The 15156-nt window shown below is 35.6% G+C and carries 12 protein-coding genes and 1 pseudogene; 3 read left to right on the forward strand and 10 right to left on the reverse strand.

Annotated elements, in window-relative coordinates:
* Nucleotides 1-143: 143 nt before the first annotated feature.
* The 10 genes and pseudogenes from ACQH1X_RS05435 to ACQH1X_RS05480 form a co-directional block, all read right to left on the reverse strand.
* Nucleotides 144-386 (reverse strand): annotated as a pseudogene (locus ACQH1X_RS05435) (PD-(D/E)XK nuclease family transposase); the annotation flags it as partial.
* Nucleotides 387-448: 62 nt separating this feature from the next.
* Nucleotides 449-2278 (reverse strand): translational GTPase TypA, encoded by a 1830-nt coding sequence (typA, locus tag ACQH1X_RS05440; protein ID WP_425385931.1) that lies wholly within the window; start codon nt 2276-2278, stop codon nt 449-451.
* A 181-nt stretch (nt 2279-2459) separates the two neighbouring features.
* Entirely contained in the window at nt 2460-2981 is a 522-nt protein-coding gene (locus ACQH1X_RS05445) for a hypothetical protein (RefSeq protein WP_425385932.1), read from the reverse strand.
* Between the two features lie 96 nt (nt 2982-3077).
* A complete protein-coding gene (locus ACQH1X_RS05450) occupies nt 3078-3239 on the reverse strand; it encodes a hypothetical protein (RefSeq protein ID WP_425385933.1) in 162 nt (53 codons plus the stop codon).
* A gap of 11 nt (nt 3240-3250) precedes the next feature.
* Nucleotides 3251-4552, reverse strand: a complete 1302-nt coding sequence (gene ltrA, locus ACQH1X_RS05455; RefSeq protein ID WP_425385808.1) for a group II intron reverse transcriptase/maturase — start codon at nt 4550-4552, stop codon at nt 3251-3253.
* 26 nt (nt 4553-4578) lie between these two features.
* Nucleotides 4579-4965: a hypothetical protein gene (locus ACQH1X_RS05460; protein ID WP_246433168.1), complete on the reverse strand. Its 387-nt coding sequence runs from the start codon at nt 4963-4965 to the stop codon at nt 4579-4581.
* A gap of 452 nt (nt 4966-5417) precedes the next feature.
* Nucleotides 5418-6014 carry an orotate phosphoribosyltransferase gene (gene pyrE / locus ACQH1X_RS05465; protein WP_425385934.1) on the reverse strand — a complete coding sequence of 199 codons (597 nt, stop codon included), beginning with the start codon at nt 6012-6014 and terminating at the stop codon, nt 5418-5420.
* A gap of 3 nt (nt 6015-6017) precedes the next feature.
* Nucleotides 6018-7202 carry a dicarboxylate/amino acid:cation symporter gene (locus ACQH1X_RS05470; RefSeq protein ID WP_425385935.1) on the reverse strand — a complete coding sequence of 395 codons (1185 nt, stop codon included), beginning with the start codon at nt 7200-7202 and terminating at the stop codon, nt 6018-6020.
* Nucleotides 7203-7410: 208 nt separating this feature from the next.
* The gene (locus ACQH1X_RS05475; RefSeq protein ID WP_264688260.1) at nt 7411-8736 is read right to left on the reverse strand and encodes a dihydroorotase; all 1326 of its coding nucleotides are present in this window, start codon (nt 8734-8736) and stop codon (nt 7411-7413) included.
* A 122-nt stretch (nt 8737-8858) separates the two neighbouring features.
* On the reverse strand, nt 8859-10100 hold the full coding sequence (locus tag ACQH1X_RS05480; RefSeq protein WP_425385936.1) for a hypothetical protein: 1242 nt from the start codon (nt 10098-10100) through the stop codon (nt 8859-8861).
* Nucleotides 10101-10466: 366 nt separating this feature from the next.
* Between ACQH1X_RS05480 and ACQH1X_RS05485 the strand changes: the two genes are divergently transcribed.
* The 3 genes from ACQH1X_RS05485 to ACQH1X_RS05495 all read left to right on the forward strand — a co-directional run bounded on the left by ACQH1X_RS05485 (nt 10467) and on the right by ACQH1X_RS05495 (nt 15124).
* On the forward strand, nt 10467-11423 hold the full coding sequence (locus ACQH1X_RS05485) for an IS5 family transposase (protein WP_425385760.1): 957 nt from the start codon (nt 10467-10469) through the stop codon (nt 11421-11423).
* Nucleotides 11424-11784: 361 nt separating this feature from the next.
* Nucleotides 11785-14172, forward strand: coding sequence for a DNA topoisomerase (ATP-hydrolyzing) subunit B (gene gyrB, locus ACQH1X_RS05490; RefSeq protein WP_425385937.1), 2388 nt, complete (start codon nt 11785-11787; stop codon nt 14170-14172).
* A gap of 532 nt (nt 14173-14704) precedes the next feature.
* Nucleotides 14705-15124, forward strand: coding sequence for a WD_0033/WD_0034 family tandem repeat-containing protein (locus ACQH1X_RS05495; RefSeq protein ID WP_425385938.1), 420 nt, complete (start codon nt 14705-14707; stop codon nt 15122-15124).
* The last annotated feature ends 32 nt before the right edge of the window (nt 15125-15156 follow it).

Genomic DNA, 15156 nt, shown 5'->3' on the forward strand with positions numbered 1-15156 from the left:
AACCGGTTACCCGATTCGCACTGATGCGTAGACTCAGATGGCAAAACATCTGGTTTAATAAGTTTTAGAACTCTTTCAGTTTCTTTCTGAAGGAATTCCTCTCCCTTTAAACAATATGACCGAAGACTTTCAGGTCGCACCTTCTCGCAAATAAATTGAACACCCGTAGAATCTCTACAAAGTACATCGACAATGCTCTCCTTTTTAGCGGCAATTTCAGGGTTTTGAATGGGACTTAGAAAGTCTACATCCTTTATTTCAGCTTCACCAGTGAGACCTAGAATATCATTGAGAAAATGAACAAGAATGTCTTTATTTTTCTCAGTACCAAATATTCTCTTGAACGCGAAATTGTTTTTTGGATCGAGAAATCTTGAAAAGGCCATAATTAAATACAATTAGGAGACGAATAATTATACACTATTTTTCGCAAATGTTCAACCTCTGATTACTCCTTATTCTTCGCTCTTCCTGCACGCTTACGTTCATTTGGATCAAGGAATTTCTTGCGTAAACGTATAGATTTTGGAGTTACTTCCACCAATTCATCATCATCTATATACGCTATCATATCCTCCAGTGTCATTATCTTTGGAGGAGTGAGTTTTATGGCTTCATCACTACCTGAAGCTCTTACGTTTGTTAATTGCTTACCTTTTAGCACGTTTATCTCCAAATCATTGTCACGGCTATGCTGGCCGACAACCATGCCACAATATACCTTATCCTGTGGCTTGATAAACATAATTCCCCTGTTTTGCAAATTGAAAATTGCATACGCCACAGCCTCACCCTTATCTGTAGAAATTAAAACTCCATTGCGCCTTCCAGAAATTGGACCTTTATGTGGAGCATAACTATGAAATAAACGGTTAATTATGCCTGTGCCCCGAGAATCAGTTAAAAACTCTCCTTGATAACCAATTAATCCTCTTGATGGCACTAAAAACGTTAATCTTGTCCTACCATTACCAGAAGGTCTCATGTCAGTCACTTCACCTTTTCGGAAGCTGAGTTTTTCCATGATGATTCCACTATATTCATCATCTACATCAATTACTACTTCCTCTATAGGTTCAAGTTTTTTGCCATCTTCTTCCTTAAATAGCACGCGAGGGCGTGATACTGAAAGCTCAAAACCTTCTCTCCTCATATTTTCGATTAACACTCCAAGCTGTAGCTCACCACGTCCACCTACTTCAAACGCTTCACCACTTGATGCCAAAGTTACGGTAATTGCAACATTTGTTTCTGCTTCTGCATATAAACGATCCTTTATAACGGTTGAGGTAAGCTTTGTTCCCTCTTGTCCGGCAAAAGGTGAATCATTAACACTCAGAGTAATCGCCATCGTCGGCGGATCAACTGGAGTTGAGCTTACTGCAGTTGTAACCTCTGGTACTGCTATAGTGTCAGAAACTGAAGCTTTCTCAAGTCCTGCAATTGCAATTATGTCTCCCGCCACAGCTTGTTCTACTGGAATACGTTTCAAGCCAGAAAATGAGAGCAACTTAGTTAATCTCCCTCGTTCAATTACTTTACCGTCCAGATCAAGTACCTTAAGATCTGAATTGACTTTTGCAACGCCCTGATAAACCTTTCCTGTCAATATTCTGCCAAGAAACTTATCAGACTCAAGTAGAGTGACCAACATAGCAAAAGGGGCATTTTGATCATAAACAGAAGGTTTTATATAATCTATAACCGTTGAAAATAATGGGCTTAAATCTTTTCTTTCATCAGAAAGCTCCTTAGCACACCAACCATTTCTACCTGAAGCATACAACACTGGAAAATCTAGCTGCTCGTTGGTTGCATCAAGGTTAAAAAATAACTCATATATTTCATTTAATACTTCATCAATTCTGCTGTCTGGTCGGTCGACCTTATTGATTATCACAATTGGCTTCAAATTTGCTTTTAGTGCTTTTGAGAGCACAAATTTTGTTTGTGGCATTGGACCTTCTGCAGCATCAACCAGCAGCAACACGCCATCTGCCATGCACAATACCCTTTCTACTTCTCCACCAAAGTCTGCGTGCCCTGGCGTATCAATAATATTGATTTTTTCATCACCCCACATTATTGATGTGCATTTTGCAAGTATTGTAATTCCGCGTTCACGCTCTTGGTCACCACTATCCATCACTCGTTCTTGAACTTCTTGATTCTCGCGGAACGTGCCACTTTGTTTTAACATGTTATCAAGTAAAGTAGTTTTACCGTGGTCAACGTGTGCAATTATTGCTATATTTCGGATTGATTTAAATTCACTCATTTCTTCATCATTTCAAATTTAATTTAATAATAAGTATACGTATAATATACTTAGAGTAAATAACTAAAGCTACATCTTCAAAGTATTATAGGCAATAACCATAAAGTGCCATCCCTAGTGCTAATACTATGCTAGCTAAATTATTTTATATAATTGAAACAAAAATTCTAATGATTAAGTACTAAACCCAAGAGTATTTTCTCTTAATAGTAACTTCTATTTTCCCTTCTAGCCCCTCCGGTATACTCTTATATTCCCTTCCTGTGTAAAACGATACTGAATTTTCTTCAATCTTAATGCTTTCTGGATCTATTTTGTATCTATATTCCCCACAGCCTAATGATGCACAAAAACTTTCTCTAACTTCTAATTCATCCGGATCTAACTCCATCCTTATGTAGTAAGTTGAGTCATTGCCTTGACTTATATACACTCCTTTTGTATAAGAAGATCCTGGTGACATCTCAATCACATGAGTATTGTAATACCCATGATCATTAATGTTAAATACTCTATTCCCATAAGCAAAAGGATTGAAATAATAGTTAACCAAACTAGATAAATGGCCATGTCGAATTATGTCTTGCCTATAGTGAATCTCTTCTTGATACGGTGACCAGTGGTTACCAGCAAGAGAACCTTTTGAGAATAAATCACCTACGTGTACCTTATAATGCAGCTCACCACCGATTAAATCATTCAAAAATTGACGGTTGATGGAAATTTCATAATCAGCGTTAGACTTCTCATGAAAGAAATCATACAAAGCTTTCTCGGAATCAGAATATGCTTCAGATTCTTAATTGAAAGAATTAAGACCATCACTATTAAGATACACATCATCTATGTTCGGTAGAAGCTGTAGCTTTACTCCTCTCGTTTGAGTTTTATTACTACAACTCCCCCTAAAGAACCGTGCTTGCAGATTTCCCGCACACGGCTCATCAATATTAGTTTTCACAGTCGTCCCTCTTATGCATATAAAGAAAAATGTATTTTTGGCTTTGGTAATGGATTTACTTCTACGTAGTGTACAAACTGTTCCCAGGTCATACTCTTTTTCTGACTACGCCGATTTATCCATTTAAATGCTAGCTTTCTTACTGATGTGTAAAATTGTTTCAAACACCAATAATTTCCGCTAATACCAAAGTAGTTATAGTGTCCTGTTAATTTAGCCTTCAGTACTTGCCACCAATCTTTAAGTCGAATACTTCCGCGGACTATTTTCAACCACTCCTTGATTTCTTTTAGTTTTCTGGCTAGATTTAACTTTGAGGTTTTATGTCCCATTATTAATCTACCACGACGACTTTTTGCACCATAGTGCGTAAACCCCAGAAAATTGAAACTTTCCGTCCTTCGTTTCTCTCTTATCGCTTGTTGCCACTCCCTCTTGCCAAACTTTACTACTCTGGTCTTGTTTTCAGATACTTCCAACCCAAATTTATTTAGCCTTTGTTTCAGTAATTCCAGAAATTCTTCCGCGTCTACCTTACTTTCGCAACAAACCACAAAATCGTCGCAAAACCTTATTAGTTGTATATATCCTCTGGATCTTGGTTTAAATTTCTTTTCTATCCATAAATCCAACACATAATGTAAGTATATATTTGCTAATACAGGACTTACTATACCACCTTGGGGTGTACCTTGTTTTGTTGCTTCATAATTTCCAGCTTCGACTATCCCTGCCTTGAGAAACCGCTTTACTAACCACAGCAAATTTGGGTCAGTTATTCGTTCCCTTAGACATCTCATTAGCCATTTATGCTGTATATTATCGTAGAACTTCTTGATATCCACTTCTACAATGTAGTTTATTGGCTTGTACATAACTGCTTTATCTAGTGCATTTACCGCTTGATGACAGTTTCTTCCAGGTCGAAATCCATATGAGCTGTCCAGAAAGTTTGCCTCGTAAATATTTTCTAATATCTTCTTCAGCATAATCTGTACTAATTTATCCTCGGTCGATGGTATTCCGAGTCCGCGTTTCTCTTTACTTCCAGCTTTCGGTATATATACCCTCTTTACTGGTTGTGGTTGATATTGCTTCCTCTTCATACTTTCTACTAGCACTTCGAGTTTCTCATTCAGATTTTCTCCGTATGATTCCACTGTTATCTGGTCTACTCCACAAGCCTTGTTACGCTTCAGTTCTTTATAACATCTCGCAAGATTCTCTGTATTTATCAGATGGACTAACGATGTGAATTTTAGTCGCTTATCTTGCTTTGCTCTTACTGCTATCTGGTTTAGTTTATTTTGCATGTTATTCCAACCTCCGTTGTATTGGCCTAGCAATCCCTATTCCAGTTACTATATTGCTGATCGCTTCCCCTTGTACGTGGCTTTCCCACATTCTGAGTACTATCAATCAGTCCGACTTCCCCTGCATCTTCCGCTAGTTCTTGCCTTTGTTGACTTGTTCCAGCGTACCTTTGTAGGAATGCATAGGATCTCCCAAGTTCACTTGAAGTCCATTTCAATACATGGCACGGTCTCAGATCCCGATAGAGTGAGTGATAACTTGCCTTTACGTTATCCTTCATGCTGTCTTCCATGGCCATGAAAATGTCGACCTCTATGTCTTCAGGTATTTCGGAACTCAATCCCTTCACTTTCGTTGTACCCTGCATTGTCCATCCCACTAGCTCTATTACACTCGTTACCTCATGCAACATAGTGGTCTGTTCCAAACTGTTGGCTAGACTTTGTTTGTGTTGGATTTTCACCAACTGTTCTCCAAGCACTTCTTGGCGCACCATGAAACTCCCTCACATTAACTAAATGCTAATAGTAATGCAAAATTATATATTAGTCAACTGCAGAGAAATTTTTATAATTGCTATAGCAACTAATGTTGCTACTTGACATTCCTTCCCACCAGCATTTTATCTTGCTCTGCAAACTCTTCTTGAATTTTTTTTTAGACTGATTGTTTTATTATAGCCAATTAATACAGTTTTAATTCCAAAGTTATTGCACACCTCACAGACGTTTTGAGATAATCCAAGCTTATGTACTTCTTCTGTCCTTAACAACTATACCACTACCTCTCTTTTTCTCGCTAACTAAGTAATATAATGCTGTAACGACATTGAAAAAAAGGATCTATTTTTTGTGCTATATAGGATTACTTTGTTAAATATTCTCTACTCCCAGGTTTTGTTATGGGTAGTTGTTTTAATTCACTTGGAAGTTCTTCCTCGCTGTAATTTTTGATGTTCAGTTCAATCAAAGATATGACAGGAAAAGGCAATTTCGTTTCACTATTTCTCTTTATCAAAGAAGCTTCAGCAACAACTTTACCTCCCTCCCCTTCTGCACATTTCACTGCTTCAAGTGAAGATTTGCCTGTGGTTATCACATCCTCGATAAGTAATATTTTCTCACCCTTTTTGATCTTAAATCCACGGCGTAATTCAAACTTGCCATTAACGCGCTCGCAAAACATTGTCTTTATTCCAAGCTGCCTGCCAATCTCATAACCTACAACTATTCCGCCAATTGCAGGAGATAATATTAAATCTATGGAGCTATTTAATTCTTTTTTTATTTTATCTGCTAATAATGCGCAAACTTTCATGGCTCTGCTTGGATTTTCAAAAATCTTCGCACACTGTATGTATGTGTCACTATGCAGCCTGGATGATAAAACAAAATGCCCATGCAAAATTGCTTCTGCTTCTTTAAATTCTTTTATTATTAGGTTGTTTTCGTCTAATATCATTTTTTAAGTTTCACTATTACATTCTTTATTAATTATCTGAGTGATACAAATATCAGACCACACGTTTATTGCAGTTTCAAACATATCGATGATTGTATAAATAGGCAAAATCAGTCCCATAATATGCAGAGGAACATTCATCGACATGAGATAACTGGTTGCCATAAAATAGCACCCCATCGGCACTCCAGCGTTACCAATTGCTGCACTAGTTGCTAAAAAAATCCATATAAACATTTCGCTTAAGGAAAATGCGCATCCATTCATCTCTGCAACAAACATTACAGTGATTAGTATAAATGCAGCACATGCATTCATATTAATTGTTGTGCATATTGGTAAAATAAAGGACGACAATTTCTTTGGCACCTTTAGCTTATTTTGCACACAGTCTATAGTTGTTGGCAATGTTGCACTGGATGATTTAGAAAAAAACGCAAGTGTGAGTGCCGGCATAACCCCTTTCAGCGTTTGAATTGGTGATATGCCTTTATACCACATAAGTAGCGGTAAAATCAGAAATGCCTGCACAAAATTTGCAGACATTATGCAAACAAAATACCATAAAAGACTGTAGAACTCGCTACCACCTTTTAATTCGTGCAAAAAACATGTAATAAAAGACCACACAGCAAGTGGAACAAGCTTTAGTAACCCCTGAGCAATTTTAAGTAACGTATCGAAAAGTGCAGAGAATATTTGATGTAATATGTCCTGCTTTTCTTTTGAAAGTGAAACAATAGCTCCACCCATCAAAAAAGCGATCAATATGCTACCAATAACGTTATTTTCAAGAAAAACTTGCACAAAATTCGAAGGAATGAGTGATTTTAAGTATGAAAAGTAACTGTAATTGTTATTATCCAAACTTCCTATCGTGTTACATATAAATTTTTTTTTCACTGGGTCTATTAGCAGGTAAAACAATAATGCAACAAACGCAGCTATAATAGTTGTAAGCAGCGTATAAAATAGTGTTTTCTTAACTAAGGTTTTAATTTCGATTGAGTCTTTAAGTCCTGAAATTGTGGAAACTATTGATAGAAAAACTAAAGGTAAACTTATTAATTTCAACAAACTAACAAATATGTCACTAAACAGCTTTGCTATTTCAAATATAATCTCACTGTTTAAATAGTAAGCAACTATTGCAAACAGTATAGAAAAGAGTATTGCAAACTTGTGCATTGAAAATAAAACTTCAAAGTAACATTATACAACAATTTTGCTGTTTTGGAATCAGATTGATAGACAAAATAACTTTATAGATTAGGGAAAGATAAGTAACATTTCATTATTAATTAAGTGTTAAAAATATGTCATGCGATGTACTTTAAATTCAGGTGCACTTAGCCCATTCTGGTGATAACAAATTGGAATAGATAAGGTATGATAACTAACTTTTCTGTGAGTATATAGTTTTGCCAGACACAACAGTACGTACCACGTGCCCTTTTACTTTGCGCCCATCGAAAGGGGAATTCTTTGATTTACTAGCAAAGTTGTCAGTTTTAATTTCCCATTCATGATTGAGGTCAACTAAAATTAAGTCTGCAGCAAGGTTTTTTTGTATACGACCACGTGATACGTGTATTATATCTGCAGGCTTATATGTCAATTTTGCAAGCACATCAAGTAGACCCATTTGCCCACTGTGGTAAAGTTCAAGTGAAAGGGGCAGCATTGTTTCAAGGCCAACAATACCAAATGCAGCATTTTCAAGTGGAAGATCTTTAGAATTACGATCATGCGGAGCGTGATCGGTTGCAATGCAATCAATCACACCTGTCTTTAAACCTTCAACCATAGCTAAACGATCTTCTTCAGTGCGAAGCGGCGGGTTCATTTTTGCAATTGCTCCATGTTGTTTTACTATATTTTCAGTCAAAGTGAAGTGATGAGGGGTTACTTCACATGTAACATTTAATCCCAAATCTTTCGCACGTTTAATAGCATCAAGTGAATCTTTTGAAGAGACATGTAGAATATGGTAGTGCACATTTTCCATATCTTTCATGAGCAGTATATCACGATTTACCATAACCGATTCTGACGCACTCAAGATTCCCTTTACTCCCAATTCTTCAGAAATTTTACCTTCGTTGATTGCACCACCTGCTGATAAATTTAAATCTTCTGCATGTTGAGCAATAGGAACACCCAGCATACTTGAATAAAGCAGCGCCTGTCTCATAATCATTGGGTTCATAACTGGCATGCCATCATCAGTGAACCCAACCGCACCTGCTTCCTTTAAAAGTGCCATTTCAGTCAACTTTTCTTCCGAAGTGGTGATTTTAGCGTAAAATTCAACGTTTACATGTGAAGTTTCAAGTGCTCTATATTTTAAATATTTAGCCAAAACAACGCTATCAATTGCTGGAACAGTGTTCGGCTGACAAACTACAGTTGTAACGCCTCCCGCAGCTGCAGATTTGCTGCCTGTATATATAGTTTCTTTATGTTCTTGGCCTGGTTCACGAAAATGTACGTGAATGTCAATAAGGCCTGGCATTAGAACAAGCCCTTTACAGTCTATTGTTTCATCGACCCCACTTGTTGAAAATAATGATTCACCAAAGTCAACAATTTTATCCCCTTCAGTCAATAATGAACCTTTTATATCAAGCTTAGTTTCGGGATCGATAACACGAGCATTAATATATGCAATTTTATAGCCTTCCTTTTGCCCTGTTTGCAGCAAATTCCAAGTTTGAGTCATTATATTTGAGTATCGATTATAAAATAAATCTAAAGTTTTTTTAACAAAACACAACCAAATAAAAACGCAGACTAAAGTTGCGAGAGCTGTCTTGAATTAAAATTGTCCCAAAAATTTGGCTCTTATAACCGAGTTACTTCAGTTTTAACGTTAATATGAAAAACTCTTAGCTCTGTTGAAGGATTTTCCAGTTGAATATCTAGCTCATTCTGTATGTTCGATAAACAAATCAAAGCTGAGTCAAAATTTTCATCACACTGCTTCGCTTCATTCATACCATCGATTATTTCCTCTAATTCTTCCACATCATCCATTTCTTGCGGCGCACTTTTTAATATCGCTTTTATTTGGTTTAAATTTTGACGAATTTTCTCCTGATATCCAGCAATTCTCTCTTGATATATATCAATTATTTTTTGACATGCGTTGCCTCTAAATGGATGTTCTTTTTTCTCTTTTATGTAAGAACTTTGAAAATCTTTACAGTTAAGGATTGCTTCTCTATGTTTTTTTATGTCATTAATTGCACTGACTATCGACTTATCTATTTTCTTCAAATTTTCTTCCCGTCCTTCTCTTTTAATTATACTTTTGGATTCATTTTTCATTTGGTTCATTTTGTCATACAGGTTTCTGCATTCTTTGTAAGATACCATTGGTTGTAATATTCCTTCTTCTACACCTTTATTGTAAAAATTCTTCAACTCATCACTTGATAGTATTGTTATAGCATCTTCCCTTTTGCCTTGTGATTTAGGATACTTTTTATTCAATGAACTAACATGATTTAACAAGAAATCTTTAACTAGCCCTTCTTTTTTTACTTCGGATAATTTTTCTAGTGTTTCTATATATTTCAGAACTTCCGCAAAGAGCTGTCCACCAGAGGGAGCAAATCCTTGAAGTGGTTTACTCTGAGCTTTATAAAAATCGGTTTGTAAAAAATCTTCAGCTTGTTTTTTTATTACTGAAAGTTCACTAAAGGCTTTTTCTGGATTGATTTTCCTCAAAATACTAATAGCTTCTCTAATCGCTTTTTCTCTCTTTTTATCACCTTGTTTTTCATTTAATATTAGACGTTCAGCTTTGGTAAAAGCATCACCGCGATCACTCTTTGCAATGTTACAAAGGATGTTCTTTACAACTTTTTCGGTTGCTGCATAATCTATTTCTTTTGCAAAGCAGTCAACAAATGATTGCCAAACTTTTTTATTAACAAGCTTACTTGTCTTATTTTCAAAATCTTCTATATCTTTGAATCCTAAAATAGTATAGAGATTTTTTTCGATTATTGGTTCGGCATGTTGTTTTGCCACTTTACCTTTTATATTAAATGGAAATTTACTAATCTTAGTTGTACCCACAATGTTACCTCAATATTAACGCTATCTATAAAAGTACAAAGACTTAATATTTAATTTTTAATTAATGCTGACATTGTTAGCGCAGTTAGCTGCAGAGATATAGCTAAAGTAATTTAGGCTTACCGACAACCGTCATCCCGCTACTTGTTAGCGGCTAAGAGATACCGTGACGGTATAACGTAGGACTGCTGTCATACCGCTACTTGTTAGCGGCTGAGATACCGCGAATGAATCGCGGTATGGTGTAGGACTGCTGTCATCCCAGTGCTTGACACTGGGATGGCTTTGTTGCATAGCAACCGAAAAAATCTGGTAGCTACTGACAAAATTCATTATAAATAACCATTTAACTGTTGAAGAAAAAATATGCCACAGAAAATGAAAGTCAGTAACCAAAACGAATATAACAAATTCCTTGAAAAAAGGGGAAATATTTTTCATTACATCGATGAAGCTATCGAAAATTGGTATGAAAATAGTCCAAAAATGCAGGGCGGCAACTATATTTACAGTGATAAAGTCGTAATTTTGGTGCATATAATTGTCAATCTTTTTAGAATTGGTTTAAGACAAACGGTGGGGTTTATAAAAGGATATCTGCAACAAATAGGAAAAAATTTGGCAGTTATCAGCTATTCACAAGCATCAAGAAGGTTTAAAAAACTTAATATTAAGATAAATGATTGCAGGGTTGATAAAAGCAACATGGAAAATATTGAAATTATCATAGATAGCACAAGTATCAGCATTTACAGTAACACTCCTGGCCACAGTAAGGAAAACAGTGCAGATAGAAAGTACCGAAGCTACGAGCAAGTAAGAAAGTTACATGTTATGTTAAGTGTGAATAGTAAAAAAGCTATAGCTGCAAGATACAGTAATGGCGTCTACTCTGACCACTATGGAGCTTGCGATTTGCTTGAAGAAGTTAATTTTCAGCACAAAATAAAAGCATTATATGCAGATAGGGCATACGATAGGCACAAACTTTATAAATTGTGTAAGAAATACGATATAAAGACAAAAGTTCTACCAAAAAAGGATGCAGCAGAACATTCAAAAATAGATTATATGTCTGACAGAAATGCTGCTATTAGGTTAATAAAATTATATGGACAAGATGGTGTAAAAGAGTGGAAAAAGGAAGCGATTTATGGAAAGAGATCTTACATAGAAGGATTTTTCTCAAGGTTGAAGCAAGTATTTGGATTTAGCTTTAGGAATAAATCTGAAGTAAATCGTGAAAAAGAATTACTAATTAAGTGCTATTTGCTCAACAAATTCACTGATATTGGTATGGCTAAATTTGAAATCATTACATAAATTTGTCGTAAACCATCACTGCTTAAGGTGCTATGCAACAAAGCCCACTGGGATCCAGCTTCTATGCAACTTAATTAAAAACGTTTGTTTTAGCGTAAGACGACTACCTTTAGCTCATCAGCTCAGTTATAAGCAAAATTTCTGGATTCCAGACTGGAATGACATCATCTGTTGTGCAATTTACCTTCAAAAATGAATGTTCGTACAGTTATGGAGACGCATTGGAATGACACCATTTGCTGTCCTTCAAAAATAAATGTTCGTAAAGTTGTGCTTTTAATATGGATTATCAGTTTAAAAACGTTGCTAACTAGTATATCTGAATGTAACATCAATTAACGTGTATAAATGAAGCAATCTAATGGAAAATAGTTATAATGCCGATGCAATAAAAATCTTAAGGGGTCTTGATGCTGTAAGGAAACGTCCAGGTATGTACATTGGTGACACTGACGATGGATCTGGCTTGCACCACATGGTATATGAGGTTATTGACAACGCAATAGATGAATCTTTAGCTGGATATTGTGATAAAATTGAAGTTAGTATAAATAAAGATGGTTCAGTATCAGTAACCGACAATGGCCGTGGCATTCCAACTGACATTCATGAAGAAGAAGGAATATCAGCAGCAGAAGTAATAATGACTCAACTCCATGCTGGTGGTAAGTTTGACAATAATACCTATAAAGTTTCTGGGGGATTACATGGTGTTGGAATCTCAGTTGTGAATGCATTATCAAGCTGGTTGGAATTAATTATTTGGCGCAATAAGAAAGAACACTTTATGCGTTTTGAAGATGGTGAGTCTATTGAACCTTTAAAGGTAGTCAACGAAAATACAAACAAAAGAGGAACTAAAGTCACGTTCATGCCATCAACAGAGACTTTTAATGGCATTAATTTCAGTTACTCAACGCTTGAAAGTCGTATAAGAGAATTAGCATTTTTAAATTCAAATATCGACATTACTTTACGTGATTTGCGCAATGAACCATATACAGAATCTCATTTCAATCAGAGCAATCAATCTAAAGACAATTTTGGTACAGCAAATTTTGTGCAGTATTTAGATAAGAATAAGACACATGTAACTAAAATTGCCAGTATGAAAGGAGATGCAGAAGATCTTGGCATCAGCTTGGAAATATCGATGGAATGGAATGATTCCTACTATGAACATATGTTATGCTTCACGAATAATATAAGGCAACGAGATGGTGGTACGCATTTGGCAGGGTTTAGGTCCGCCTTAACTAGGTGCATCAATACCTATGCAACTAATGAAGGGTTCTTAAAGAAAGCAAAAGTAAATTTAACTGGAGAGGACGTTAGAGAAGGTTTAACTTGTGTTTTATCTCTTAAGATGCCTGATCCTAAATTTTCTTCACAAACAAAAGACAAGCTAGTTAGTTCTGAAGCACGTGCAGTTGTAGAAAGTATAGTTTCTGATAAATTGAGCACAATCCTTGAAACTGATCCCAAATTGGCGGCAAGCATAGTAGAAAGAGCAATTAGGTCAGCAAAAGGAAGAGAAGCTGCTCGAAAGGCACGTGAACTAGTTAAGAATAAGAACAGTATTGATATTGCAACTCTGCCAGGAAAACTTGCTGATTGCCAGGAAAAAGCTCCCGAATTGTCAGAATTATTTATAGTAGAAGGTAATTCAGCAGGTGGTTCTGCAAAACAAGGTCGTAATCGAAAAACACAAGCTGTACTTGCTTTAAAAGGAAAAATCCTGAATGTGGAACGTGTAAGTTTAGATCGTATTTTTTCATCTGCAGAAATAGGCTCTTTAATTACTGCAATTGGTGCTGGAATAGGAAGTGAGCATTTTAATGTTGAGAAAGTTAGATATCATAAGATTATCATTATGACAGATGCAGACGTTGATGGATCACATATCAGGACTTTGATTCTAACCTTTTTCTTTCGACATATGCGTGAAGTAATTGATAAGGGATATTTATATATAGCACAGCCACCCCTCTATAAAGTTACAAAGAATGCTAAAGACACTTATATTAAAGATGACGAAACTTTTGAAGAGTATATAATAAACTCAGCAGTTAAAAGATTAACACTAAGTGGTACAACTACAGAATTTAACGACTTGCGCCTTATTTTGAATAAATGCGTTAGCACTTCTAATATTAGCAAAAATTATGATAGAGAAATACCACAAAATCTCTTAGAGTCATTGCTAATTTTAAGCAAAAAGAATGCTCTATCATCGGCTGATGAGATATTAAAGTATTTAAAATTAATGTACAGCGAATACACTTGGGAAGTGGAAATAAAAGATGAAGAAAAAGAAATTCACATCTCTAAATTATTTCAAGGATTGGCAGACAAATATATATTTGCACTTAGTGTGCTTGAAGGCAAAGATATGCAAAACATATTAAGTTTGCTTGATGGTATAAGTAACTTATTTAATGGCGATTCATTTTTAAAGTCACAAGAAACTGAAATAAGAATCACTTCTCCAAGTGCACTTGCAAAAATAATAATGGACTATGGTAAAAAGGGTTTAACTCTGCAGAGATTTAAAGGTCTTGGTGAAATGAATGCTGATCAGCTATGGGATACTACGTTAAATCCTGAGGCTAGAACTTTATTGAAGGTTGAAATAAAAGATTGTGAAGAAGCTGATTCCATATTTTCAATATTAATGGGTGATATAGTTGAACCACGCCGTGATTTTATTAATAGCAATGCACTCAACGTGCATGATGTTGATATTTGAACTTTTAGCAAAATGTACGAACGTTACGGGTTTAAGCAAAAACTGTGTCATTCAAGTAGCTGATACTGGTTCCTTTATGACGGCAGTGCCCAGAGGTGTCATCCCAGTGCCCAGACACTGGGATCCAGAAGACTTAATTCTAACCAAGTGGCTGCATAATAAAGACTGGATGCCAGTGTCAAGCACTGGCATGACAGCAGTCCTACGTCATACCGTCATGGTATCTCTAGATCCCGCTAACAAGCAGCGGGATGACGAATTTGTCGTTTTTCAAATTGTCGTAAGTCAGTTTAGCTATAGCTACAAGTTTCATTCTTCCCTTACAAATCACTTTACTGCGTCTTTTTTTCTGATTCAGAATTAGCAAGAAACGTTCTTGTAAGGTGGTCTACTAAAATTTTACTTTATAAAACAATGTCTGAACTATGCAATTAATACATTATCAACACAACTGATTCATAAAAGCAAATATTATAACCACGAAGAGAGGAAATGTTATGCTTAGTTTAATAAAAAAGACCTTGAGAAAAAAATGACTCATCAGGTAAACGATTCGAAATTGAAAGAGAAAGATGAAAAAAGTATTTTAAAATTAGCATCAAAAATAAAAGGCAAAAAAAGTAGCATTGCTGAAGAACTAGAAAAAATATCTGAAGAGAAAAAACAAAGGATTCTTACTACGGAAGTAAGCAAACATCGGGATAAAGAACTAACTGTTACACCACTTGCTTATGCTATACTACGTAAAGATAGTATAGCTGTTGAGAAAATGTTAAGAGTAGCTAAAGAAACCGATACTCTGAAAGACATTCTTGACGCAACAACAATTATAAAATGTCCAGATGGTCAGGAAGAAATTTACACACCACTTACTTATGCCATATTATGTAAAAATAGCAAAACTATTGAAGAAATTTTAAAAGTCTCTAGGCTCTGTGGACAAAAAATATGAAAAGAGAGAAAAAGATGGTAGTTTAGCTTAAT

Source organism: Wolbachia endosymbiont (group A) of Barypeithes pellucidus (genome assembly GCF_964030885.1).
Lineage (GTDB): Bacteria > Pseudomonadota > Alphaproteobacteria > Rickettsiales > Anaplasmataceae > Wolbachia.